At 54.2% G+C, this 24,609-nt stretch carries 25 protein-coding genes; 18 read left to right on the forward strand and 7 right to left on the reverse strand.

Annotated elements, in window-relative coordinates; genetic code table 11:
- Nucleotides 1-3,909: an enterobactin synthase subunit F gene (locus M975_RS02545; protein WP_425338990.1), complete on the forward strand. Its 3,909-nt coding sequence runs from the start codon at nucleotides 1-3 to the stop codon at nucleotides 3,907-3,909.
- A 129-nt stretch (nucleotides 3,910-4,038) separates the two neighbouring features.
- Here the strand turns inward: M975_RS02545 and fepC are convergent, their stop codons facing one another.
- From fepC to fepD, 3 genes are read right to left on the reverse strand one after another with little or no spacing between them, the layout of a single operon-like run.
- Nucleotides 4,039-4,839 carry an iron-enterobactin ABC transporter ATP-binding protein gene (fepC, locus tag M975_RS02550; protein ID WP_064557139.1) on the reverse strand — a complete coding sequence of 267 codons (801 nt, stop codon included), beginning with the start codon at nucleotides 4,837-4,839 and terminating at the stop codon, nucleotides 4,039-4,041.
- Nucleotides 4,836-5,789: an iron-enterobactin ABC transporter permease gene (gene fepG, locus M975_RS02555; protein WP_064557650.1), complete on the reverse strand. Its 954-nt coding sequence runs from the start codon at nucleotides 5,787-5,789 to the stop codon at nucleotides 4,836-4,838. Before fepG ends, fepC begins: the two co-directional genes overlap by 4 nt.
- A 35-nt stretch (nucleotides 5,790-5,824) precedes the next feature.
- On the reverse strand, nucleotides 5,825-6,814 hold the full coding sequence (gene fepD, locus M975_RS02560) for a Fe(3+)-siderophore ABC transporter permease (protein WP_374941777.1): 990 nt from the start codon (nucleotides 6,812-6,814) through the stop codon (nucleotides 5,825-5,827).
- A 184-nt stretch (nucleotides 6,815-6,998) separates the two neighbouring features.
- On the opposite strand from fepD, the gene entS reads away from it, so the two are divergent.
- A complete protein-coding gene (gene entS / locus M975_RS02565) occupies nucleotides 6,999-8,231 on the forward strand; it encodes an enterobactin transporter EntS (RefSeq protein ID WP_064557140.1) in 1,233 nt (410 codons plus the stop codon).
- A gap of 108 nt (nucleotides 8,232-8,339) precedes the next feature.
- Here the strand turns inward: entS and fepB are convergent, their stop codons facing one another.
- Nucleotides 8,340-9,284, reverse strand: a complete 945-nt coding sequence (gene fepB / locus M975_RS02570; RefSeq protein ID WP_064557141.1) for a Fe2+-enterobactin ABC transporter substrate-binding protein — start codon at nucleotides 9,282-9,284, stop codon at nucleotides 8,340-8,342.
- Between the two features lie 204 nt (nucleotides 9,285-9,488).
- Between fepB and entC the strand changes: the two genes are divergently transcribed.
- The 13 genes from entC to M975_RS02630 all read left to right on the forward strand — a co-directional run bounded on the left by entC (nucleotide 9,489) and on the right by M975_RS02630 (nucleotide 21,301).
- A complete protein-coding gene (gene entC, locus M975_RS02575) occupies nucleotides 9,489-10,670 on the forward strand; it encodes an isochorismate synthase EntC (protein ID WP_064557142.1) in 1,182 nt (393 codons plus the stop codon).
- Nucleotides 10,671-12,287, forward strand: a complete 1,617-nt coding sequence (locus tag M975_RS02580) for a (2,3-dihydroxybenzoyl)adenylate synthase (protein ID WP_064557143.1) — start codon at nucleotides 10,671-10,673, stop codon at nucleotides 12,285-12,287.
- Between the two features lie 14 nt (nucleotides 12,288-12,301).
- Complete coding sequence (locus M975_RS02585) at nucleotides 12,302-13,162, forward strand: isochorismatase (RefSeq protein ID WP_064557144.1); 861 nt, start codon at nucleotides 12,302-12,304, stop codon at nucleotides 13,160-13,162.
- 2 nt (nucleotides 13,163-13,164) lie between these two features.
- A complete protein-coding gene (gene dhbA, locus M975_RS02590; RefSeq protein WP_280643762.1) occupies nucleotides 13,165-13,911 on the forward strand; it encodes a 2,3-dihydro-2,3-dihydroxybenzoate dehydrogenase in 747 nt (248 codons plus the stop codon).
- Complete coding sequence (gene entH, locus M975_RS02595) at nucleotides 13,912-14,328, forward strand: proofreading thioesterase EntH (RefSeq protein ID WP_064557146.1); 417 nt, start codon at nucleotides 13,912-13,914, stop codon at nucleotides 14,326-14,328. It abuts the gene before it with no gap.
- Nucleotides 14,329-14,563: 235 nt separating this feature from the next.
- A complete protein-coding gene (cstA, locus tag M975_RS02600) occupies nucleotides 14,564-16,669 on the forward strand; it encodes a pyruvate/proton symporter CstA (RefSeq protein ID WP_064557147.1) in 2,106 nt (701 codons plus the stop codon).
- 115 nt (nucleotides 16,670-16,784) lie between these two features.
- Nucleotides 16,785-16,982: a YbdD/YjiX family protein gene (locus M975_RS02605; protein ID WP_034456870.1), complete on the forward strand. Its 198-nt coding sequence runs from the start codon at nucleotides 16,785-16,787 to the stop codon at nucleotides 16,980-16,982.
- Between the two features lie 15 nt (nucleotides 16,983-16,997).
- Complete coding sequence (locus M975_RS02610) at nucleotides 16,998-18,020, forward strand: CobW family GTP-binding protein (protein ID WP_064557148.1); 1,023 nt, start codon at nucleotides 16,998-17,000, stop codon at nucleotides 18,018-18,020.
- A 127-nt stretch (nucleotides 18,021-18,147) separates the two neighbouring features.
- Complete coding sequence (ivbL, locus tag M975_RS22855) at nucleotides 18,148-18,249, forward strand: ilvB operon leader peptide IvbL (protein WP_134183912.1); 102 nt, start codon at nucleotides 18,148-18,150, stop codon at nucleotides 18,247-18,249.
- A 111-nt stretch (nucleotides 18,250-18,360) separates the two neighbouring features.
- Nucleotides 18,361-20,049 carry an acetolactate synthase large subunit gene (gene ilvB, locus M975_RS02615; RefSeq protein ID WP_064557149.1) on the forward strand — a complete coding sequence of 563 codons (1,689 nt, stop codon included), beginning with the start codon at nucleotides 18,361-18,363 and terminating at the stop codon, nucleotides 20,047-20,049.
- Nucleotides 20,050-20,052: 3 nt separating this feature from the next.
- The gene (gene ilvN / locus M975_RS02620) at nucleotides 20,053-20,334 is read left to right on the forward strand and encodes an acetolactate synthase small subunit (protein ID WP_034456867.1); all 282 of its coding nucleotides are present in this window, start codon (nucleotides 20,053-20,055) and stop codon (nucleotides 20,332-20,334) included.
- Between the two features lie 311 nt (nucleotides 20,335-20,645).
- Nucleotides 20,646-20,909, forward strand: a complete 264-nt coding sequence (locus M975_RS02625) for an antitoxin (RefSeq protein ID WP_064557150.1) — start codon at nucleotides 20,646-20,648, stop codon at nucleotides 20,907-20,909.
- Nucleotides 20,910-20,911: 2 nt separating this feature from the next.
- A complete protein-coding gene (locus M975_RS02630; RefSeq protein ID WP_064557151.1) occupies nucleotides 20,912-21,301 on the forward strand; it encodes a type II toxin-antitoxin system VapC family toxin in 390 nt (129 codons plus the stop codon).
- 54 nt (nucleotides 21,302-21,355) lie between these two features.
- Here the strand turns inward: M975_RS02630 and M975_RS02635 are convergent, their stop codons facing one another.
- From M975_RS02635 to M975_RS02645, 3 genes are all read right to left on the reverse strand, one after another.
- Complete coding sequence (locus tag M975_RS02635) at nucleotides 21,356-22,108, reverse strand: anti-sigma factor family protein (protein WP_064557152.1); 753 nt, start codon at nucleotides 22,106-22,108, stop codon at nucleotides 21,356-21,358.
- Entirely contained in the window at nucleotides 22,105-22,554 is a 450-nt protein-coding gene (locus tag M975_RS02640) for an RNA polymerase sigma factor (RefSeq protein WP_245164274.1), read from the reverse strand. Before M975_RS02640 ends, M975_RS02635 begins: the two co-directional genes overlap by 4 nt.
- A gap of 87 nt (nucleotides 22,555-22,641) precedes the next feature.
- A complete protein-coding gene (locus M975_RS02645) occupies nucleotides 22,642-23,175 on the reverse strand; it encodes a tetratricopeptide repeat protein (protein ID WP_064557154.1) in 534 nt (177 codons plus the stop codon).
- A 156-nt stretch (nucleotides 23,176-23,331) separates the two neighbouring features.
- Between M975_RS02645 and M975_RS02650 the strand changes: the two genes are divergently transcribed.
- The 3 genes from M975_RS02650 (at nucleotide 23,332) to M975_RS02660 (ending at nucleotide 24,594) form a co-directional block, all read left to right on the forward strand.
- On the forward strand, nucleotides 23,332-23,760 hold the full coding sequence (locus tag M975_RS02650; RefSeq protein WP_064557155.1) for an OsmC family protein: 429 nt from the start codon (nucleotides 23,332-23,334) through the stop codon (nucleotides 23,758-23,760).
- Between the two features lie 212 nt (nucleotides 23,761-23,972).
- On the forward strand, nucleotides 23,973-24,302 hold the full coding sequence (locus tag M975_RS02655; RefSeq protein WP_064557156.1) for a type II toxin-antitoxin system RelE/ParE family toxin: 330 nt from the start codon (nucleotides 23,973-23,975) through the stop codon (nucleotides 24,300-24,302).
- Nucleotides 24,292-24,594: a helix-turn-helix domain-containing transcriptional regulator gene (locus tag M975_RS02660; RefSeq protein WP_064557157.1), complete on the forward strand. Its 303-nt coding sequence runs from the start codon at nucleotides 24,292-24,294 to the stop codon at nucleotides 24,592-24,594. Before M975_RS02655 ends, M975_RS02660 begins: the two co-directional genes overlap by 11 nt.
- The last annotated feature ends 15 nt before the right edge of the window (nucleotides 24,595-24,609 follow it).

Genomic DNA, 24,609 nt, shown 5'->3' on the forward strand with positions numbered 1-24,609 from the left:
CTGGAACAACACATTGAAACTCTGCCGCTCGTGGCGGCCCAACCCGGCATCTGGATGGCGGATCAACTTTCGCCGCAGGCTAATGCGTGGAGCGTGGCCCACTACGTAGAGTTAAATGGTGTCCTCAATGAAGCGCTGCTGTGCAAGGCTATCGTGGCCGGAATGAAAGAGGCCGATACTTTGTGCATGCGCTTTAGTGAAGTGGACGGCGAAGCACGCCAGTGGCTTGATCCGCATGCTTCATTCACCACGCCGCATTGCCAGGACCTGCGTAACGACGCAGACCCGGTGGCTGCCGCGCAAAATATTATGCGCAACGATCTCGAGCAGGATTTGCGTCTTTCCAGCGGCAAACCGCTCTACCACCACCAGTTGCTGCGTATCAGCGACACACGCTGGTTCTGGTATCAACGTTTTCACCATTTAGTGGTTGATGGCTTCAGTTTCACCGCCATTACCCGCCGGATTGCCAATATTTATAGCGCACTTTGCCAAAGCGAATCGCCAGAACCCTCGCCGTTTACACCATTTAGCAACGTGGTTGCCGAGTACCAAAAATACCGCGAAAGCGACGCGTGGCAACGCGATGCGACGTTCTGGGCTGAGAAAGCCAAACAACTGCCGCCACCCGCCACGCTTTCAACACAACCGCTCAACAGCCATGGTTCCACCACGCAACTTATCCGCCAGTCGCTGAGTTTTGACCGTGCAGATTTTCAGCGTCTGGTTGAACACGCACGGCTTCACAACCTGACGCCCGCTGATATGGCATTAGGGCTGGTGGCGCTGTGGCTCGGGCGTTTAAGTGGCCGTGCGGAATATTGCGCCGGTTTTATCTTTATGCGCCGCATGGGTTCTACGGCTCTTTGCGCCACCGGCCCGGTGCTGAATGTGCTGCCGTTTGGCGTGCGTATCGAACCCGGCTTCACCCTCGTGGATCTGGCGGCAAACCTGGCTAAAGAGCTGAAAGGTATGCGCCGTTATCAGCGCTACGATGCCGAGCAAATCCAGCGTGATTTGGGGCAGGCCGCAAGTTCAGAGCCATTATTCGGCCCGGTGCTGAACCTGAAAATGTTCGATTACCGCCTGGATTTCAACGGTATCGAAGGCATTACGCATCAACTGGCCTCCGGCCCGGTACGTGATTTAGAAATTGCGTTGTATATCAGCGAACAAGGCGACTTCTCCCTTGAAATGCTGGCTAACTCCGAACGTTATGATGCACAAACGTTGCAGCAGCATATTGCGCGCTTACCGCTACTTTTAAACCAGTTTGCGGTCAGTCCCGCACTGCGCTGTGTGGATGCTGAAATGCTACAAAAGTCCGAAATCGAACTTTTGGCTCGTGTGAATGCCACGCAGATACCCGTCCCGGCGACAACCTTAAGCCAGTTGATTGCTCAGCAAGCGGAGCGCACACCTGATGCCCCCGCACTTGCCGATGAAAACCATCAGTTCAGCTATCGCGAGATGCGCGAACAAGTGACTGCACTGGCGGGGGAGCTGATAACTCGTGGTGTTAAACCGGGTGATGTCGTCGCAGTCGCGTTGCCACGCTCAGTGTTTTTATCCCTGGCGTTGCAGGCCATTGTGGAAGCTGGCGCCGCCTGGTTGCCGCTGGATACCGGTTACCCCGATGACAGGTTACACATGATGCTGGAAGATGCCGCCCCGCGTTTGTTGCTGACATCCGAAGATCAGTTACCACGTTTTGAGCGCGTCAACGGCCTGCAAACTTTCTGCTATCAAAACGTGCTGGCAACGCTTGCGCCGCCGCAGACTCATAATCTCTCACGCCCTGAACATACCGCTTATGTGATTTTCACATCAGGCTCAACCGGCCGCCCGAAAGGAGTAATGGTCGGGCAGCAGGCCATCGTGAACCGGCTGTTATGGATGCAAAACCACTATCCGTTAAATGGCGATGATGTGGTTTTGCAGAAAACGCCATGCAGTTTTGATGTGTCGGTTTGGGAGTTCTTCTGGCCGTATATTGTGGGTGCACAACTGGTGATGGCTCCCCCAGAAGCACACCGTGACCCGGAAGCGTTGCAGCAGTTATTTTCCCGCTACCGGGTGACGACCACGCACTTTGTGCCGTCGATGTTAGCCGCGTTTGTTGCTGCTTTAAACGATGCCGACGCAGTGGCGAAATGCGCCAATCTGAAACGCGTATTCTGTAGCGGCGAAGCGCTGCCAACCGAACTTTGCCGCCAGTGGGAGCAGCTTACCCATGCGCCGCTGCACAACCTTTACGGGCCAACGGAAGCCGCCGTTGATGTGAGCTGGTATCCGGCATTTGGTGACGAGTTAGCGCAAGTCTCTGGCAGCAGCGTGCCAATTGGCTGGCCGGTGTGGAACACCGGGCTGCGGATTCTGGATGCGGCAATGCGCCCGGTAGCACCGGGTGTTGCTGGCGACCTTTATCTCACCGGTATCCAACTGGCGCAGGGCTATTTGTCCCGCCCGGATCTTACCGCCAGCCGCTTCGTGGCCGATCCTTTTGTTGCGGGCGAGCGTATGTATCGCACGGGCGATGTGGCTCGCTGGCTTGATAATGGCGCGGTGGAATACCTTGGGCGCAGTGACGATCAACTTAAAATTCGTGGACAGCGCATCGAACTGGGTGACATCGACCGCGCTTTGCAGGCGCTGCCGGGTGTAGCTCAGGCCGTCACGCACGCCTGTGTGCTGAATCAAGGCGCGGCAAGTGGTGGCGATGCCCGTCAGTTGGTGGGGTACCTGGTTGCTGCTTCAGGCTTGGCTTTGCCCGTTGCAACGCTGCGCGAACAATTGATTGCCGTGCTCCCGGCACACATGGTGCCGGTTGCGCTGATTCAGCTGGATGATTTCCCGTTAAGTGCGAATGGTAAGCTCGACAGAAAAGCGCTGCCGTTGCCACAACTGGCCCAACGTAGCTCAGGGCGCGCGCCTGAATCTTCTTTAGAAATGACCATTGCAGACTCGTTTGCGAATCTATTGGGCTGTGAAATTCGCTCGGTAGACGACGATTTCTTTGCCCTCGGCGGACATTCATTACTGGCGATGCGCCTCGCGGCTCAATTACGCCGTACGCTTGAAAGGCCAGTAACCGTGGGGCAAGTGATGGTGGCGTCGACAATCGGCCAGCTTGCTGAAATTCTGGCGCATGATTGCGACGAAGAAGAAGCGAATCGGGCAGGGTTTGAAGCGGTACTGCCATTGCGTAAAAGCTCTGGCCCAACGCTCTATTGCTTCCATCCGGCGTCTGGTTTTGCCTGGCAGTTTAGCGTGTTGCAGCGCTACCTCGACCCGCGCTGGTCAATTACTGGCATTCAGTCTCCCCGGCCATCTGGCCCGATGCAGCAGGCAGAAAACCTGGCGCAGGTTTGTGAAACGCATCTGCAAACCCTGCGTGAACTTCAGCCGCATGGCCCGTATTACCTGATGGGATATTCGTTAGGCGGCACGCTCGCACAAGGTATTGCGGCGCGTCTTGAAGCGGCGGGTGAAAAGGTGGCGTTCTTAGGGCTATTAGATACCTGGCCGCCGGAAACGCAAAACTGGGCTGAAAAAGGTGCCAACGAACTCGACCCGGCGGTGCTTGATGAAATCAACCGCGAGCGTGAGGCATTTGTCGCCGCACAGCAGGGGCAAGCCTCAGGTGCTTTATTCGAGGCTATCGAAGGCAACTATGGTGATGCGGTGCGCCTGCTGACCACGGCGCAAAGTGTGCCGTTTGCGGGTAAAGCCACATTGTTTGTTGCCGAACGGACGTTGCCAGAAGGAATGGACCCGCAGCAAACCTGGGCTCCGTGGGTGGGTGAGCTTGATGTATTCCACCTCGATTGCGCCCATGTCGATATCATTTCCCCCCATGCTTTCGAGGAAATTGGGCCGGTATTGCAGCGAGTGTTAGCGTTAGATTAAACAAATGCGGCGGCACGATTTTTTGTCTTGCGACATTGTTGAAGAATGTCGGATGTCGCTGCGCTAATCCGACCTACGGATGAGCAGGTTTTGTAGGGGGGATTAGCGTAAGCGACATCCACCGATACTTCACGCCCGTCCGAGCGGAACCACCAGCGGTGTATGTGCCACCGGATCTTCAATAATCATGCAGCGCAGGCCGTAAATCGCTTCGATAAGTTCAGGGGTGATAATCTCGGTCGGTGCCCCTTCGGCGATAATCTTGCCGTCCCGCAAGGCGATTAAATGCGTGGCGTAACGGCATGCCTGGTTCAAATCGTGCAGCACGGCGGCAAGCGTGTAACCTTGTTTTTGGTTGAGGTCGCGCAGCAATTCCAGCAAATCAATCTGGTGGCTGATATCAAGCCAGGTGGTGGGCTCATCAAGCAGTAAAATAGAGGTTTCCTGCGCCAGCACCATCGCAATCCAGGCTCGTTGCCGCTGGCCGCCCGAAAGCGTGTCGACGGGTTGATCGGCTAAATCTTCAATGTTTGTCGCTTTTAATGCCCGCTCGACCGCCAGGCTGTCTTCTTCGCGCCAGCGTGAAAACATCGGCTGGTGCGGGTAACGGCCGCGAGCCACCAGTTCCGCCACACTAATATCCCCCGGAGCTGTGGAATTTTGTGCCAGTAAACCCACACGCCGCGCCACTTCTTTGGTGGCAAAACGGTGAATTTCATTGCCGTCGAGCCACACCTGGCCGTGCATCGGTTTCATCAGGCGGCTTAGCGTGCGCAGCAGCGTGGATTTACCGCAGCCGTTGGGGCCGATAATCGCGGTAAATTTCCCGTCAGGAATAGCAACGGTCAGGCCGTCGGCCACCACATGATTGCCATATCCAAGCCGTAATTTTTCGCCATGCAGGCGCGATGGAGTGGAAATCTGGCTCATTTCTTACGGGACTCCTGAATCAACAACGCAATAAGATAAATACCGCCGAGGCTTACGGTGACAACGCCGACCGGTAATTGATACGGCATAAACAGATGTTGGGCGCACAGGTCTGCTGCGAGCAATAGCGTTGCACCGCATAATGCAGATTGCAGCAAACCCCAGCGTGAAGTGGCGCTCAAACGGCGGGCGATATGCGGGGCGACCAGCGCGATAAACGAAATTGGCCCGGCGAGTGCCGTTGCGGCGGCAGTGAGAATAACCCCCGTTAGCATCAACAGCAGGCGAGATCGCTCCACGGAAACTCCGAGCGCGCAGGCACTATCATCGCCCATTTCCAGCAAACGCATGCGCCGCACTAACAATGCACCAGCCACTAATGCCAGCAACATTAACGGTGCTGCCGGGAATAATTTCCCCCAGGTTAAACCATTAAGGGAACCCGCATTCCACAGCCCTGCGGAAATAGCGGTTTCAAGCGAGGCATGTAGCAATAGCCAGGTATTGAACGCCACCAGCATCGCACGCACGCCAATACCGATGATTATCAAACGGAAAGTTTCAATGCCGTTTCGCCACGCGAGCAACCAGACCACCAGCGCAGTAATAATGCCACCGGCCATGGCGGAGGTTGCAATTGCAGTTTGATGCTGGCCGAACAGCACCATGGCGACCAGAACACCACTCCACGCCCCGGTATTAAAGCCCATCACGTCCGGGCTGCCGAGTGGGTTACGCATCAGTGACTGGAAGATGGCACCACTCACGCCCAGCGCCGCACCAATCAGCAGCGCCATGACAACGCGTGGCAGGCGCCATTCAACGACGACCAGTGAGATATTGCGTGGTGCGGAGCCGAGTAGTGCGTCAATCACCTGGTTGACTGATAGCGGCAAAACGCCACTCCCCAGGCTCCACAATCCGAGAATAATACTGAGCATTAATAGCATCAGGCTGCTGATTAACAGGCGAGGGGAGAGGCGGTTCAAATTCCGGCTCCTTTACGCTGGCGGCGGACTAAGTAAATGAGCATCGGTGCGCCAATAAATGCGCTCACCACTGAAACACGTAATTCGCCGGGAACCAGCATGCGGCCAACAATATCGGCAAACAGCAACAGCACTGGTGTGGCAATCAAGGTGACGGGAAGCGACCATCGATGGTCAGCGCCCACCAGCCAACGCGCCAGATGCGGCATCATCAGGCCAATAAAAGCGATAGGGCCAACGGCTGCTGTAGCACTGCCACACAATAAAGTGATGGCGATTAAACCGAGCAACTGAGTGCGTGCCACTTTGCTGCCAAGTGCAGTTGCGGTATCGGTACCCATACTCAGGCTGTTTAGCGAACGGCTGATAAGCAGCGCAATCGCACCGCCTGCCAGCACGGGCAAGACAATGACTTTCAACGTTGAAAGCGTACGGATATCGAGTGAACCGGCCTGCCAGAAACGTAGCTGGTCATAAACCACTGGGTTAAGTAGCGCGATGCCATTACTTAAACCTTCGAGCACCGCACCGAGCGCAACACCCGCCAGCGTTAAGCGCACCGGGCTGAGTTGCCCGCCACCCTGACTGCCGGTAAATGCCACCACCAGGGCGGCGAACAGCGCGCCAGAAAAGGCCAGACCGAGCAACGCCAGCGGAGATGAGAGGCTCCAGACCGCCGCACCCAACACAATGGCAAAACTTGCTCCGGCATTAACGCCAAGCAGACCGGGGTCAGCGAGTGGATTTCGGGTCAGGGTTTGCATCAACGCACCGGCAAGGCCCAGCGCGCCGCCCGCAAGAATACCGGCGAGCGTGCGGGGGAGGCGAGCGTCGAGCACGACCGTGCAATCCGCACTCTGGCACTGGCCGCTAAGCGCATCGATAACAACTTCAGCGGGGAGTGATTTTGCACCTAATAACAAACTGAGCGTTGCCATCAATAACAGAAAAAACAACAGACTCAGCAGGGTAAACCAGCGAGACATACCTTGCATATCCTTCACGTCGCAGGGCAGATAAGCGCGCGTCATCCACCCGACAAAGCCACAAAAAGCGGCAATCCTTTTAAGTAAAATATAATGATAGTTATTATCATTATCACTCTTATTTGTTTATGTTAGCATGAGCCGCTTCGCACCCGGAAAGAAAAATTCGCTTTAAGGCCATGTAATGAACCGCAATTCTTTGCTGCTAAATCTCAGTTTGCTCAAGACCCATCCCGCTTTTCGCGCCGTCTTCCTCGCCCGTTTTATCTCCATTGTTTCGCTGGGGTTGCTGGGCGTTGCGGTGCCGGTACAAATTCAGACCCTGACAGGTTCTTCTTTGCAAGTCGGTCTTGCGGTGACGCTGACCGGTTCGGCGATGTTTATCGGCCTGATGATGGGCGGTGTGCTGGCAGACCGCCACGAGCGCCGCCGCCTGATTATTCTGGCCCGTTCCACCTGCGGTGTCGGTTTTATTGGCCTGACGATTAACGCCGCGTTGCCGGAACCGTCGCTGGCGGCAATTTACCTGCTTGGTGTGTGGGATGGGTTCTTTGGCGCACTGGGTGTAACGGCACTTTTAGCCGCAACACCTGCGCTGGTGGGGCGCGAAAATTTAATGCAGGCGAGTGCGATTACCATGCTCACCGTGCGCCTGGGTTCCGTGATTTCGCCGATGATCGGTGGGCTGCTGCTGGCCTCGGGCGGCGTGGTGTGGAACTACGCGCTGGCTTCCGTCGGCACCTTTATCACATTGCTGCCCCTGCTGAGTTTGCCGAAACTGGCACCGCCGCCACAAGCGCGTGAAAACCCGCTGCTGTCACTGTGGAATGGTTTACGTTTTCTGGTTGGCCACCCGATTATCGGCGGCATTGCGTTAGTCGGCGCGTTGCTGACGATGGCGAGCGCGGTGCGCGTGTTGTATCCGGCGCTCGCCGGGCACTGGCAAATGAGTGCAGCGCAAATCGGCTTGATGTACGCCGCCGTGCCACTGGGTGCCGCCATTGGCGCGTTGACCAGCGGGCGCATTGCGCATCATGCAACTCCGGGTAGGGTCATGCTGGGAACGGGTGTTGTGTCGTTTATCTCAATTGGCGTATTCAGCCTGATGCCCGTTTGGGGTCTCGGGCTTGCGTGCCTTGCGCTGTTTGGCTACCTCAGTGCGATTAGCTCACTGCTGCAATACACGTTAATTCAGACGCTGACGCCGGACGGCATGTTAGGCCGTATTAACGGTTTATGGACCGCGCAAAATGTGACGGGTGATGCGATTGGGGCGGCGATTTTGGGCGGAATGACCGTTGCTATGACGCCTGTTGCGGCGGCAAGCTCAGGTGGTTTTGCGCTGACGATATGCGGGGTTGTGCTGGCGATTGTGCTGGTGCAATTGCGACGTTACCAGCAAACCGTTCCTGCTTAAAACATGAACCATGTCGGATGTCGCTGCGCCATCCGACATGGAAATACCACGCAATCACCTGAAACCAGTAGGTCGGATTAGCGTTAGCGACATCCGACATGCAATCAATTACTTACTGGCAAACAGCTTACTCATCCGCTCCAGAATCTGAGTGGCACTGTAATAATCCAGACGGAAAGTTTCAGTGCCCAGCGCATAAACTTGTTTGTGCTGCACGGCAGGCAAATGCGAAAGCAGCGGGTTGTTTTCCAGCGCGGTGGCATCTTTATCATCGCTGGCAAACAGGAACAGACTTTCACCGTTCAAACCTGCGGCCAGGTTTTCCCCACCAAGTTGCACAATGTCATGACGTTTCCCCATGCTCTTACTGGCCTGAATTGTCACGGGTAACGTCGACAACGTGAAGCCAAGTTGTTGAAGCAATTTCCCTTGCGCAGATTCTGACGTCCACAAGTTCGCCGAATGTGAGGCAGGGGTGTAAACCAGCGCGGTAACCGGCTGCGGTGGCAGCGCCATATGCATTTTTGCTTCGCTCAGATGCTTATCAAAACTGGCAATTCGCCCGGCGGCTTGCTTCTCATGCCCGGTGATGCCACCAAGCTGAGTCAGTAATTGCTGCCAGCTCTTGTCGTCATAATTAATCACAAGCGTTGGCGCGATGGCAGAGAGCTGCTCATAAAGGGCGAGGGCGGAGTCGCCACCGGTTGCGCTAATCAAAATCAGATCCGGCATTTGTGCGGCAACGGCTTCGGCGCTGGCTTCGCCGATATATAAGCGTTGAACGTTACGCTCTTTAGCCACATCTCCCCACTGGCGCAGAAAACCCTGCGCGTCACCCATTCGGTTGCCAGGCGTCGTTGCACCGCTTGCGATAACGGGCGCATCAATGGCCAGCAGCGAGCCGGTTAATGTCACGCTGGTCGAAACAATACGCTGTGGTGCCTGCTCAAACGTGTGCGTACCGTGGCTGTCGGTGATGGTGCGCGGCCAGTCGGCGGCGTGGGCAAAGCTGCTCAGGCAGAAAAGGATTAGTGCGGAGAATCTGATTTTCACTCAATGACATCCTGTAGGAAATTATGCGCAAAGTTATGGTAATGCTTCTCATTTTCACTGTTATGCCATCAGGGTGCAAGCGGCACAATTGTTAAAATAAATTTGCCTTTGTTGACAGCGCGGCGGTTTCTCTTTAGGTTACGACTCCGAAATACAAATGATAATTATTATTAATATCTTTTATCATTTTTTGACGGAGGATGGATGGATACGTTACTGGCCCGGCAGCCGCAAGAAAAACAGCTAACTTCTTGTGCCGATAGTTTTTTCTTTATGTCGCCTTATCGCAGTTTCTCGACAAGCGGCTGCTTTATTCGACTCGACTGCCCGGCATTTGATGGTGAAAACCTCAATGGTGGGCTGCAAAAACAGTTGCGTGAAGTGTTCGAAAACGCCAAAAAGCACGGTATCGAGAAGCCCATTGCCGTAGGCGCAATCCCCTTTGATCCCCGCCAACCATCAGCATTGTTTATTCCTGAAAGATGGCAGACGTTTTCTCGTGCTCAACGGCAGAGTGATTCCAGCCAGTGCGGTGCGGCCCAACCGCTGAACATTGCCGCGCGTAAAGCCGTCCCTGAACAAGATAAATTTATGGAAATGGTGGCGCACGCCGCTGCCGCTACCACCCAGCCGGATATCGACAAAGTGGTGCTCTCACGCCTGATCGATATTGAAACGGATGCGCCCGTTGATCTCGATGCTTTGCTCAATCGCCTGATTAGCCAAAATCCGACCAGCTACAACTTCCATGTGCCACTAGCCGATGGCAGTTCGCTGGTGGGGGCCAGCCCGGAATTACTGTTACGTAAATCCGGTAAGAATTTCAGCTCTTTGCCGCTGGCGGGTTCAGCGCGTCGCGATAAAGACAATATCCAGCGCGACAGTGAAATCGGCGCACAGCTGCTGCGTTCGACTAAAGACCGCCACGAGCATGGTCTGGTGACACAGGCAATGCGCGACGTTTTGCAGCCGCACAGCCAGTATTTAACGCTTTCCGATACACCGGAACTTATCACCACGCCAACCTTGTGGCACCTCGCCACACCGATTTACGGTCAGGTGAAAGACAGCCACGACAATGCGTTATCTCTTGCCTGTTTGTTGCATCCAACTCCTGCATTGAGCGGTTTCCCACACGATGTGGCACAAAAATTAATTGCCGAACTGGAACCGTTCGATCGCGAACTGTTTGGCGGCATCGTTGGTTGGTGTGACGCCGAAGGTAACGGCGAGTGGGTAGTCACTATTCGCTGCGCCCGCGTGGGCGGTAATCAGGTGCGCCTGTTCGCCGGAGCAGGGATTGTGCCTGCTTCCTCTCCTGAATCGGAATGGCGCGAAACCGGCGTCAAACTTTCCACCATGCTCAACGTATTTGGACTTAATTAAATGGCGATTCAATTCACTCGCTGGCCGGATGAACTGGCCGCTCGCTACCGCGAAAAAGGTTACTGGGCCGACTTGCCCCTGACCGACATTCTCAGCCGCCAGGCCAAAAACGACGTGATTGCGTTAATCGAAGGTGAACGTCATTACAGCTACCGCGAGCTGGAACTGGCGGCGACGCGGCTTGCCAGTGCGTTACAGCGCCGCGGCCTGAGCCGTGGTGAAACCGCGCTGGTTCAACTTGGCAACGTGGCGGAACTGTACATCACGCTGTTTGCGCTGCTGAAAATAGGTGTTGCTCCGGTGAACGCGCTGTACAGCCATCAGCGCACGGAAATGGAAGCCTACGCCAGGCAAATCGAGCCGGTGGTGCTGATTGCCGATCGCAAACACAGTTTGTTCGCTCATGATGATTTTCTCGAGTCGCTGTGCCAGCAAAACGCATCGCTACGCATGGCGGTGTTGCTCAATGAAAACGATCGTGAACGTTCGCTGAGTGCCTTTATCAATGAGCCGGAAGACAACTTTGTTGCCAGCCCTTCCGCTGCCGACGAAGTGGCCTTTTTCCAGCTTTCCGGTGGCAGCACGGGCACACCAAAACTGATCCCGCGCACTCATAACGATTACTACTATAGCATTCGCCGTAGCGTAGAAATCTGCCGCTTTGATGCGAACACGCGCTTTCTGTGCGCGATCCCGGCGGCACACAACTACGCGCTAAGTTCGCCGGGTTCGCTGGGCGTGTTTTATGGCGGCGGGCGCGTGGTGTTGGCAAACGACCCGAGTGCGACGCTCTGTTTCCCGCTGATTGAACGCCACCAACTCAATGCCACCGCGCTGGTGCCGCCGGCCGTCAGCCTGTGGCTGCAAGCGATTGGCGAGTGGGGCAGCAATCAATCCCTCGAATCATTAGAACTGTTGCAGGTCGGCGGCGCACGTTTGAGCGAAGCGCTGGCCGCGCGTATCCCGGCTGAAATTGGCTGCCAGTTACAGCAAGTTTTCGGCATGGCCGAAGGCCTGGTGAACTACACGCGCCTTGACGACGATAACGACCACATCTTCAAAACCCAGGGCAAACCAATGTGCCCGGACGACGAAGTCTGGGTGGCCGATGAGCAAGGAAACCCGCTGCCACACGGCGAAGTCGGCCGCCTGATGACGCGTGGGCCATACACCTTCCGTGGCTATTACCGCAGCCCGGAGCACAACGCCAGCGCCTTTGATGCCAACGGTTTCTACTGCTCGGGCGATCTGATTTCGATTGCCGAAGACGGCTACATCACCGTGCAAGGGCGCGAGAAAGATCAGATCAACCGTGGCGGGGAGAAGATCGCCGCCGAGGAGATCGAAAACCTGTTACTGCGCCACGAAGAGATCGTCCATGCCGCGCTGGTTTCGATGGAAGACAGTCTGCTGGGCGAGAAAAGCTGCGCGTTTATTGTCGGCAGCCGCCCGTTTCGCGCCGTGGAAGTTCGTCGCTATTTGCGTGAACTGGGTATTGCCGACTTCAAACTACCCGATCGTATTGAAATCGTTGAAAACCTGCCGCTAACCGCGGTGGGCAAAGTGGACAAAAAACGTTTGCGCCAGTTGATTGCTGATAAGCAACTGGCTTCCTGATTGACGGAGAATTTATGGCTATTCCAAAACTGAACGCATACACCTTACCGACGGCTGCCGACATCCCGGAAAACAAAGTGAACTGGGCGTTTGAACCCGAGCGCGCGGCACTGCTGATTCACGATATGCAGGAATATTTCATCGATTTCTGGGGCGACAATTGCCCGATGATCCAGCAGGTTATCGCCAACATTGCCGCGCTGCGCGATTACTGCAAGCGCCACAATATTCCGGTCTACTACACCGCGCAGCCTAACGGCCAGAGCGATGAAGACCGTGCGCTGCTAAACGACATGTGGGGGCCGGGTTTAAACAAACACCCTGAACGCCAGAAAGTGGTGGCAGAACTTGCGCCAGACGAACACGACACGGTGCTGACCAAATGGCGGTACAGCGCGTTTATCCGCTCGCCGCTGGAGCAAGCCTTAAAAGAAACTGGCCGCAACCAGCTCATTATTTGCGGCGTATACGCACACATTGGCTGCATGACGACGGCAACTGACGCGTTTATGCGCGATATCAAACCGTTTATGGTGGCCGATGCGCTGGCTGATTTCAGCCGCGAAGAGCACATGATGGCGCTGAAATACACCGCAGGCCGTTCCGGGCGCGTAGTGATGACCCGCGATTTGCTGCCGGAAAGCGCGCCGCAAAACAAACAGCAACTGCGTGAAATCGTCCTGCCGCTGCTTGATGAATCTGACATTCCGGAAGATGACGAAAACCTGATTGATTACGGTCTTGATTCCGTGCGCATGATGGCGCTGGCGGCACGCTGGCGCAAAATCCACGCCGACATTGATTTCGTGATGCTGGCGAAGAACCCGACGATTGACGCCTGGTGGGCGCTGCTGTCGCGGGAAGCTCAGGCATGAACATCGATTTTAGCGGCAAACAAGTTTGGGTAACGGGGGCAGGCAGAGGCATTGGTTACCACACCGCGCGGGCGTTTAGCGACGCGGGTGCGACGGTAACCGGCTTTGATTTGACGTTTCCGTTGGAGATTTACCCGTTCGCCATCGAAGTGGTCAACGTAGCGGATGCGGACCAGGTCGCCAGCATCACCGAGCGTATTCTGAGTGATGGACAACCGCTCGATGTGCTGGTGAACGCGGCGGGAATTTTGCGCATGGGCGCAACCGATGCGCTGGCGTTGCAGGACTGGCAGGACACTTTTGCCGTAAACGTCGGCGGCGCGTTCAATATGTTCCGCGCCGTCATGCCACGAATGCGTGAGCAACGTAGCGGGGCGATTGTGACTGTTGCATCTGATGCCGCGCACACGCCGCGCACCGGAATGTCGGCTTATGGTGCATCGAAAGCGGCGCTAAAAAGCCTTGCGCTAACCGTTGGCCTGGAACTGGCTCCATTTGGTGTGCGCTGCAATGTGGTGTCACCGGGTTCGACGGATACCGATATGCAACGCACATTGTGGAAAACGCCGGATGCCGAACAGCAGCGCATTCAGGGGTTCCCGGAGCAGTTCAAACTGGGGATCCCGCTGGGGAAAATTGCCCGCCCGCAGGAAATCGCCAGCACGATTTTGTTCCTCGCTTCAATGCACGCCAGCCACATCACGTTGCAGGATATTGTGATTGATGGCGGCGCAACGCTTGGAGCCTGAATGAGCATCTGGAAACGAGAGTTAACGCTCGACGAGCTAAACCAAACCAGCGCCGGAACGATGGTTGAGCATCTCGGGATTATTTATACGCGCCTGGATGACGAAAGCCTGGAAGCGGAAATGCCGGTCGATAACCGCACCCAGCAGCCGTTTGGTTTGCTGCACGGCGGTGCGTCTGTGGTGCTGGCAGAAACGCTGGGATCGATGGCTGGGTTTCTGACGACGAGCGAAGGGCAGTGCGTGGTGGGAACGGAGATAAACGCCAGCCACCATCGCGCGGTGGCATCGGGTACAGTGCGCGGCGTGTGCAAACCGCTGCATTTAGGGCGGGCTTCCCAGGTGTGGGAAATTGCTATTTTTGATGCTCGTGGGAAGCGGTGTTGTACGAGTCGGCTGACGACGGCGACGTTGGGTTAACACAAACCTAACCCTGATGGAGAGGAGACAGCTCTGTTTTCCCCTCTCCTGGGGGAGAGGGCCGGGGTGAGGGCGCTCCAACAAATTCCCCACATCGTGATCCCCGTAACAAGCTGATGTAAAGACCTGGTCAAACCACTGCATTCCAATGTTTCAATGTTGTTAAATCCGCGTGCTTGTTCTAGAACAAAACGGTAATACCGTCTGCCTCTGGCGCTACACATGGAAAAACAATATGAATAATCCAGGGAAACACCTCATATGGGCTGTGCTTGCACTGATTGGTGCATTCGCGCTCGGCTACATCGCGCTTAATCGTGGCGAACAGATAAACGCATTGTGGATTGTGGTTGCTGCAATCTGCGTTTACCTCATCGCTTATCGTTACTACGGCCTGTTTATCGCTAAACGGGTGTTAACTGTTGATGCCACTCGTATGACGCCAGCCGTGCGCCATAACGACGGGCTGGATTACGTACCAACCGACAAAAAAGTGCTGTTCGGCCACCATTTTGCCGCGATTGCCGGTGCGGGGCCGCTTGTCGGTCCGGTACTTGCCGCGCAAATGGGTTACTTGCCTGGCATGCTCTGGCTGCTGGCCGGTGTGGTGTTGGCAGGTGCGGTACAAGATTTCATGGTGCTGTTTGTCTCAACCCGTCGCGACGGGCGTTCACTGGGTGAACTGGTGAAAGAAGAGATGGGCAACACGGCGGGTGTGATTGCGCTGGTAGCCTGTTTTATGATCATGGTGATCATCCTTGCGGTACTGGCGATGATTGTGGTGAAAGCGCTGACCCACAGCCCTTGGGGAACTTACACCGTGGCGTTCACCATTCCGCTGGCACTGTTTATGGGTGTGTACATCCGTTACCTGCGCCCGGGCCGCATTGGTGAAGTGTCGGTCATCGGTCTGGTGATGCTGGTCTTTGCCATCATTTCTGGTGGCTGGGTTGCCGAAAGCCCAACCTGGGCTCCGTACTTTGACTTTACCGGCGTGCAACTGACGTGGATGTTAGTGGGCTACGGTTTTGTCGCTGCGGTATTGCCGGTCTGGCTGCTGCTGGCGCCGCGTGATTACCTCTCAACCTTCCTGAAAATCGGCACCATTATCGGGCTGGCGATTGGCATTTTGATTATGCGCCCAACGCTGCAAATGCCATCGCTGACTAAATTCATTGATGGTACTGGCCCGGTCTGGACTGGCGACCTGTTCCCGTTCTTGTTTATCACCATTGCATGCGGTGCGGTTTCAGGCTTCCACGCGCTGATTGCCTCGGGCACTACACCGAAAATGCTGGCTAACGAAAACCAGGCTTGTTTCATCGGCTACGGCGGCATGCTGATGGAATCGTTTGTGGCGATTATGGCGCTGGTGGCGGCCTGTGTTATCGATCCTGGCGTCTACTTCGCGATGAACAGCCCGATGGCGGTTCTGGCTCCAGCAGGGACGGTTGATGTCGTCACCTCTGCGGCAAGTGTTGTCAGTAGCTGGGGCTTCCATATCACGCCAGAAACCTTAACTAATATTGCGAATGAGGTGGGTGAGCAAAGCATCATCTCCCGTGCTGGTGGCGCACCAACGCTCGCGGTCGGGATGGCGTACATTCTGCACGGCGCATTGGGCGGCCTGATGGATGTTTCGTTCTGGTATCACTTTGCCATTCTGTTTGAAGCGCTATTTATTCTGACGGCGGTAGATGCCGGTACACGTGCGGCGCGCTTTATGCTGCAAGACTTGCTGGGCGTGATTTCCCCGAGCCTGAAACGTACAGACTCGTTGCCTGCGAACTTGCTGGCGACGGCACTTTGCGTACTGGCATGGGGTTACTTCCTGCATCAGGGCGTTGTTGACCCACTTGGCGGTATTAACACCCTGTGGCCTCTGTTTGGTATCGCCAACCAGATGCTGGCTGGCATGGCGCTGATGCTGTGTGCGGTCGTGCTGTTTAAGATGAAGAAGCAGAAATATGCCTGGGTGGCACTGGTACCAACGGCATGGCTGCTGTTCTGTACGCTGACGGCGGGCTGGCAAAAAGCGTTCAGCGACAACCCGAAAGTGGGCTTCCTGGCTATCGCTAATAAATTCCAGGCGATTCTCGACAGCGGCAATATTCCGGCGCAATACACTCAGTCTCAGCTTACCCAACTGGTGTTTAACAACCGTCTGGATGCTGGGCTGACCATCTTCTTTATGGTGGTTGTGGTGGTGATTGGCCTGTTCGCGATTAAAACTGCTCGCCAGGCGCTGAAATCGGACACGCCAACCGCGAAAGAAACGCCTTACCAGAAGATGCCAGAAGACGTTGAGCAGGTGTTAGCTCAGGCGAAAAGCGTGCACTAATTGAGTTCTCCACTCACCCCGGCCCTCTCCCCAAAGGGGCGAGGGGGAAAAGAAAATCCCCTCTCCTGTGGGAGAGGGTTAGGGTGAGGGCAGTCCAATAAACACAGGAGCCACTATGTTCGACACTCTCGCCAAAGCCGGAAAATATCTCGGCCAGGCCGCTAAACTGATGGTTGGCGTCCCTGATTACGACAACTACGTGCAACACATCCGTCTGACTCATCCGGAGCAGACGCCGATGACTTACGAAGAGTTTTTCCGTGAGCGTCAGGATGCGCGCTACGGCGGCAAAGGCGGCGCTCGCTGCTGTTAAGCTAAGGAATTTGACATGAATCAAGCGGTATCTGTCACTCTGCTAACGGGTTTTCTCGGGTCCGGGAAAACCACACTTCTCAACTATTTTCTCGCCCATTGCGACAACGCCTCCGTTGCCATTCTTGAAAACGAATTTGGCGCGGTAAACATTGATGGCGCATTGCTCAGAGGCGGTGAAAACGTCAACGTTGTGGAACTCAGTAATGGCTGTGTCTGTTGCAGCGTGCGTGGGGAGTTCACCGCAGCGTTAAGAGAAATGCTGGAAAAGCGTGCTGCCGGAACGCTGAAATTTGAGCGTCTGATTGTTGAAACCACAGGCCTTGCTGACCCTGCACCTATCGTCCAGACCTTCTTTGTCGATGAACACCTGCGTGAAGCGTTGCGCCTGGATGCGGTTATCGCACTTGCCGATGCTGAGCATATTTCACGCCAGCTTGATGAACATGCGGTTGCAGCGTCACAACTCGGCTTTGCCGATCGTATTTTGCTCACCAAAGCGGATCGTGTCGACGAAGAAACAAAACAGCTGGCGTTGGATCGCATTCATCGGATCAATACCAAAGCGGATCTGTTTGAGATTGTAAACGGCGAATGCCCGGAAGAGTTATGGCTTGATCTTAACGCTTTTGAACTCACCGATAATATCGACATGGCTGCCGGGTTCCATGTGATTCGTGCGGGTGCTGGCCAGTTCGATCGTTTTCAACCGTTCCGTAAAACTCCCGTTAAACGATCCTGGGATGATGCGATTCAGGCCCATGTTTTTGACGCCGGAATGCTTGATGTGAAAAAAATTGGTGCGTTTATGGAAAGCTGCATCGCGCGTTTTGGCAACGACATGCTGCGTTATAAAGGTGTACTGGCGATTGCCGATCATCCGCAGCGCTTGATTGTGCAGGGCGTGCATAAAGTGGTGGGCTTTGATTATGGCTCGATGTGGCACCCGTCCGAGTCACGCGTTTCGCGCTTAGTGATTATCGGGCGTTACCTGCCGATTGATGAGCTGCGTCAGGAGTTTGCTGCAACAACCATTTAAACGCTGAAACGCGGATGTGATCTCACGCACGATTTTCATCCATGGCGAATAAAGCTGTTGTGCGAAACGAAGCAGTATGTTTGTATGAAATTCGCTGTTAAAAACACACAACACATTCAGGACCTAAATGACAACTAACCTGCACACATCAGCCCTACTACTAACCGCGCTACCAGCCGCGGTAGTCGTCGTGCGTGTGGTGGTGGTCGTCGTCGGCAATGCGCCGTAGGGTCTGAATCAACACATCGATTCCAAAACCCCGCCGGCGCAAACCGGGCGGGGTTTCTTGTTTTAGTCCCCCGGCCAGAAGCGAAACGGCATAAGAAGAAGGACTGGAGCAATGGCAATTTCGGAAAACCCACCGCAAGCACACCGTATTACGGGCGCACAGTTAATTGTGCAAATGCTTGAACATCATGGCATCACCACCGTTAGCGGTATCCCCGGTGGCACCGTTCTGCCGCTCTACAACGCACTGAGTCAAAGCCAAAAAATCCGCCACATCCTGGCGCGCCACGAACAAGGCGCAGGCTTTATGGCGCAGGGCATGGCACGTACACAAGGCAAAGCGGCGGTGTGCATCGCCTGTAGCGGCCCTGGTGCCACAAATCTGGTGACTGCGATTGCTGATGCGCGTCTCGATTCCATCCCGCTGGTGTGCATCACCGGCCAGGTGCCGAAATCAATGATTGGCACCGACGCATTCCAGGAAGTCGACACCTACGGCATCTCCATTCCCATCACCAAACACAACTATCTGGTTCGCGATATTGCGGAATTACCGCAGGTAATTTGCGACGCGTTTCGCATTGCTGAATCTGGCCGCCCTGGCCCGGTGTGGATTGATATTCCAAAAGATGTGCAAACGGCAGAAATTGACATCAACGAGTTGCCGCCTGTTTCCGCACACACTCCAGCACCACAATTTGAAGCCCAACAAATTGCCGATGCTGCCGCGATGATCAACCAGGCGCAGCGCCCGGTGCTGTATCTTGGCGGTGGGGTGATTAATGCCCATGCTGATGCGCGTGCATTGGCCGAAAAAGCTAACCTGCCCACCACCATGACGTTAATGGCGCTCGGCACCGTTCCCGCTAAACACCCGTTATCCTTGGGTATGTTGGGAATGCACGGTGCGCGTAGCACCAACTACATTATGCAGGAAGCGGATTTACTGATTGTGCTGGGCGCGCGTTTTGACGACCGCGCGATTGGTAAAACTGAAGAGTTCTGCCCGAATGCAAAAATCATTCACGTTGATATCGACCGTGCGGAGCTGGGTAAAATCAAACAGGCGCACGTTGCCATTCGCGCCGACGTGGGTGAAGTGCTTGAACAATTACTGCCAAAAGTTGACGCGAAACCACGTGAGGCGTGGCTGCAACAAGTGGCGGGTTTGCAGCAGGAGTTCCCGTTCAATATGCCGGGTGCCGATAACCCGTTGACGCCATACGGCCTGATTAACGCGGCGGCCGCCTGTGTGGATGACGAAGCGGTTATCACCACCGACGTAGGCCAGCACCAGATGTGGGTGGCGCAAGCGTATCCGTTGAACCGTCCGCGCCAGTGGCTGACTTCTGGCGGCCTGGGAACCATGGGCTTTGGCCTGCCCGCGGCAGTAGGTGCGGCATTAGCTGAACCGAATCGCAAAGTGCTGTGCTTCACTGGCGATGGCAGCATCATGATGAATATTCAGGAAATGGCGACCGCGGCTGAACATAATCTGGATGTAAAAATTATTTTGCTCAACAACCAGGCTTTGGGGCTGGTGCATCAGCAACAAACGCTGTTCTATCAACAAAATGTCTTTGCTGCTACCTACTCAGGGCAGACTAATTTCCTGAAAATTGCCGAAGGTTTTGGCCTCGCAACGTGCGATTTGAACGCCGCTGAAAACCCGCAACAGGCATTGCAAGACGCGATTTCACGACCAGGCCCATGTCTGATTCACGTGCGTATTGATGCCAGCGAAAAAGTATTCCCGATGGTGCCGCCAGGCGCTGCCAATATTGAAATGATTGGAGAGTAAGCGATGCAACAACTAACCGTTATTCTGGAACTTACGGTGCGTAACCATCCGGGCGTGATGTCTCACATTTGTGGCCTGTTTGCCCGCCGTGCGTTTAACGTTGAAGGCATTCTTTGCCTTCCTCTCCCACAGGGTGATCAGAGCCGAATCTGGCTACAAGTAGCAGACGACCAGCGCCTTGAGCAGATGATTAGCCAAATCGACAAGCTTGAGGATGTGGTGCAAATCAGGCGTGATGCCGATGGCGCAGGCGTATTTGGCAAGCTGACTGCGCTGGTGCAGTAAAAGATGGTGTAAGGTGGATTAGCGCAAGCGACATCCACCGTTTACGCCGATGGTTTCGGATGTTGTTTCGCTAATCGGGCCAGGGGAAAGGTTTGTCATCAGTCTCATTATTCACTGCAATATCCCATCGTTTTTTCATAATCCTGAAAGCTTCTCGCAAAACCATTCATTGGTTGAAATAAAGCCAACCTAAGTTCACCCATCCAGGATAGATTTGCTGGCACAGACGTTAAGCGTACAAGAAGTGAGCTTGTTTGATGTGTTCCGTTGGCATATGCTATGGCATAGGCCAATGAGTGTCAGGAGGTCCCATGGAACGCGTCGCAAAGCTTTTTAAAAACGGCAGAAACCAGGCGGTGAGGTTACCGGTGGAATTTGAGTTTGATACCGACAGGGTGTATATCCGCAAAGACAAGGATGGGAACGTGATTCTTTCAAAAACGCCAGCTAAACCAGAAGGATGGGACAACGTTTTTGCTTTATTGAAAAAAGCAAAAGTGCCGAGTAACTTCCTTGACGAGCAAGAACGTAACCAAGGTACTGCAGACCGAGATCCTTTCGCAGGGATGGACTGACCATGTATATGCTCGATACCAACACGGTGAGCTATCTTTTCCGCCAGCACCCAAAGGTGCTGGAAAATCTTGCCCAAATACGGCCTTTAGAAATCTGTATATCGAGTATTACAGAAGCTGAGTTGTTGTATGGCGTTGCTAAGCGCAAGAGCAAAGCCTTAACGGCTGCTGTGCAGGGTTTTCTGGAAACAGTCACCGTATACGCCTGGGATAGTGAAGCTGCAAAAAGCTACGGCCAGCTCCGCGCGGCAATGGAACAAAAAGGCAAAGTCATGGGCCACCTTGATCAGTTAATTGCCGCGCATGCCCTTAGCCGAAACGCGACGATTATTACCAGCGATCGTGCGTTTACTATGGTGGCGCGTTTGCGTGTCGAAGACTGGACGGTCTAAGCGTGCACTTTGTAACTTTTGCCTGCGGGTAAGCAAAGTTGCTGCCTGCCTGAACTAAGCACCGATTGTACTTTGTAGCCGCTCAGCGACTTGACCGACTTGTTCCTCAGAACCATGCCCAATCACCATAAACTGGTGGTTCGCACTTGCCCAATAAACAATATTCATGCCGAGCCGTTGTTCGTTCATCTTTTGCATCCCGCGGCCTGAGTTTTTTGTAATGCATAACGCCATAGGGCCGTGCACTTCATCAAGCCAGGTAATTTGCGCAATTTGCTGGTTATCATAAGCCAGCATCCGCGCGTTCTTTAGTACAGCACCTGGTAGCGATAGACTCGAAGAGGAAAGAACAAGGCCTAACTGCTCGCCTGTTGTCTGCAATTGCGCATCCATAGCCTGGTTTGATGGCGTTTCCGTCAGTGTTTCCGCCGTATAAAGCGCCATATATTGCGCCACTAATTCGCGCCAGTTATCTTCGGGTTGCGTTAAATGAATCATTACCCGATCGCCCACCACGCCAAGTGCCAGGAAACCAACTGCGGCCGCAATCAAATGGCGTCGCGAAACCCCTGAGGTTTTGTGAATTTCAGGAGGGAGCCGCTGCTGTAAGCGCTTAACTGGGGCCATCTCCAGTAGCGGTTCAAAAGCCGTTTTAAAAGGCAGATTACTGCGTTCCAGTAAAGCCAGACGCTGAGTAAGAGCCTCGTCCTCAATTAGCCATTTTTCCAGATCTTTGCGCTGTGCATCACTGAGCTCATTATCCAGATACGCCACCAGCATTTCGTCCGAACCCAGCGGTAGGCTCATGATTTCTCTCCTTTGATTTGCGGCGAATCTGGCTGGAGTGAATTGTCCTGAGCGAGGGTAAGGCGTGCCGTAGAAAGGCGGCTCATCACCGTGCCGACAGGCACATTTAGCACTTCAGCTGCTTCCCGGTAAGACAACTCTTCGACATACACCAAAAACACGGTATTCCGCTGGGCTTCCGGCAGACGATTAACCCGCTTCATGACATCGTTAGACCAAATTGGGGCGTCACTGTTTTCTTCGCCGACCAGTTCATCCACATCGACAAAACCTTGCCCACGGCGAATTTGCTGCGCCCGCACTTCGTTAATCCAGATCGAATGCAAAATAGAGAACAGCCAGCGGTCTATACGACTGCCAGCGGCATATTGTGAGGCGCGTTCGAGCGCCCGCACACAGGTTGCCTGAACGAGATCGTCCGCCACATCCCGCCGGTGGGACAGCACCAGGGCGTAACGCCACAGGCGGGAGAGGTAGAGGGCGATTTCGTTGCGTATTGTCTCGCTGCTGATTTTTGCCTCCAGAGGCGAATATCAGGATTCCGGATGGCCATCAATGGCTGCTGCCAGGTCACGATATTCTTCGCAACCTACGCCACACAGGGTTTTGATGGTCGCGAGTTGTTCGCGTGCTAAATCAGGACGGTTTTTGATCATGTACGCTTCGCCCAGATATTCGCGAACTTTGGGGTATTTGGGATCAAGCGCCACAGATTTTAAATAATAGCTGATGCCTTCATCCGTGCGGCCCAACTTACGGGTGGCGTAACCCCGGTAATTCAGCGCTTCGGCGGTATCAGGGTCTTTAAGGGTATTGAGCATATCCAGTGCTTCCTGATAACGGCCCGCTTTTGCCAGCGCGTAGGCATAATCGGTACGCGCCTCATCGCCAATCATCCCGCCCTTATCAACCATGCAGGTTTTCGTTTTCGAGTCGTAAATTTGCCCTTTCGGACAGGTTGGCGGGGTGGGTTCGTCACTGCTGCCACCCATCGCCTGGGCATAGCCTGAAAGTAAAAAGAAACTGCTGACAACAGCAGGTAACAACCAGGGAGAAAAACGGTTCATGGTGAAGCCCTCGTGGTGTTCGGTATGCAGTGAACATTTGAGAGTAATGATTTATTCGATTTATTTTTATGCGTTAAGGATTGCTCTTAGTTGCCAGGCAGACGTGTATTCAACTTCTATACTTATGCTTTGCATAAATAAAACAGGAGCGCAGATATGACGATTCATAAGAAAGGGCAGGCTCACTGGGAAGGTGACATTAAACGCGGTAAGGGCACGGTTTCCACTGAAAGTGGTGCATTAAAAGAGCAGCCTTATGGTTTTAACACCCGCTTTGAGGGTGCCGCGGGGACCAACCCTGAAGAGTTAATTGGCGCAGCGCATGCGGCTTGTTTCTCAATGGCGCTTTCGCTGATGCTTGGTGAAGAAGGATATACGGCAGAAAGTATCGACACGACTGCCGATGTCTCGTTGGATAAAACCGACGGTGGTTTCGCCATCACTAAAATCGCACTGACCAGTACGGTAAAAGTGCCGAATGCAGATAGCGCTAAATTCGACCAGATTATTCAGAAAGCCAAAGCGGGTTGCCCGGTTTCACAATTGATGAAAGCTGAAATCACCCTCGATTACAAACTCAACTAACGTTCTACACACGCTGCCCCGATGAATTTCGACGGCAGCGTTGTGCCATTTATTTCCATCCTGGAAGATATGCCGCAAAGCTGAAATACCCCTTCGAACTTCTCTCGCTGTATTCATTGGACCTGCTGTAGCCTGCTGCGTAATAAGCTTTTTCGCGCAAAATTTATTCATTGACTGTTGTGGCATTAAAGCTACAATCGGGGGCTTCAGGGATGAACATCATTAAGTATTTCAGGCTGCAAAATGGCAGGGTTCCATTTGATGAGTGGTTAAGGGTGTTAAGGGATCCACGCGCTAAAACAAAAATCGTTCAACGAATTGACCAGTTAGCGCTCAACAACCCAGGCGACCATAAGCCATGCAGGCAAGGGGTGTGGGAAATGCGAATTGATGAAGGGCCGGGCTACAGAATTTATTACGCCCATGAAGGCAAGGATACTTACCTGCTTTTGCTCGGTGGTGATAAACGCAAACAGCAGGCGGATATCGACCAGGCTGTTGCGTGGTGGAAAGAACATCAGGAGTCAGAAAATGAAATTTAACGAGTTTGACCACACTGTTATTGAAATGCTTCAAGAAGATCCCGCCTTTGCCGTTGAATATATAAAAGGGGCATTTGCGGGCCTGGATGAAGAAAACGGTGAAGTGTTATTCCTGCTGGCTTTACGCCGCCTTGTAGAAGCTCGGGGCGGGGTGAGCAAAATTGCCGCCGAAACCAAACTGAATCGCGAAACACTCTACAGAACGCTTTCCGAACGCGGTAACCCGACCATCAGCACCACTAAAAAAATCATTAATGCTGCTGGAATCAGTTTTGCGGAGCTGACGAATTAAGTGGAAATGCTCGCC

Source organism: Buttiauxella brennerae ATCC 51605, from assembly GCF_001654925.1.
Lineage (GTDB): Bacteria > Pseudomonadota > Gammaproteobacteria > Enterobacterales > Enterobacteriaceae > Buttiauxella > Buttiauxella brennerae.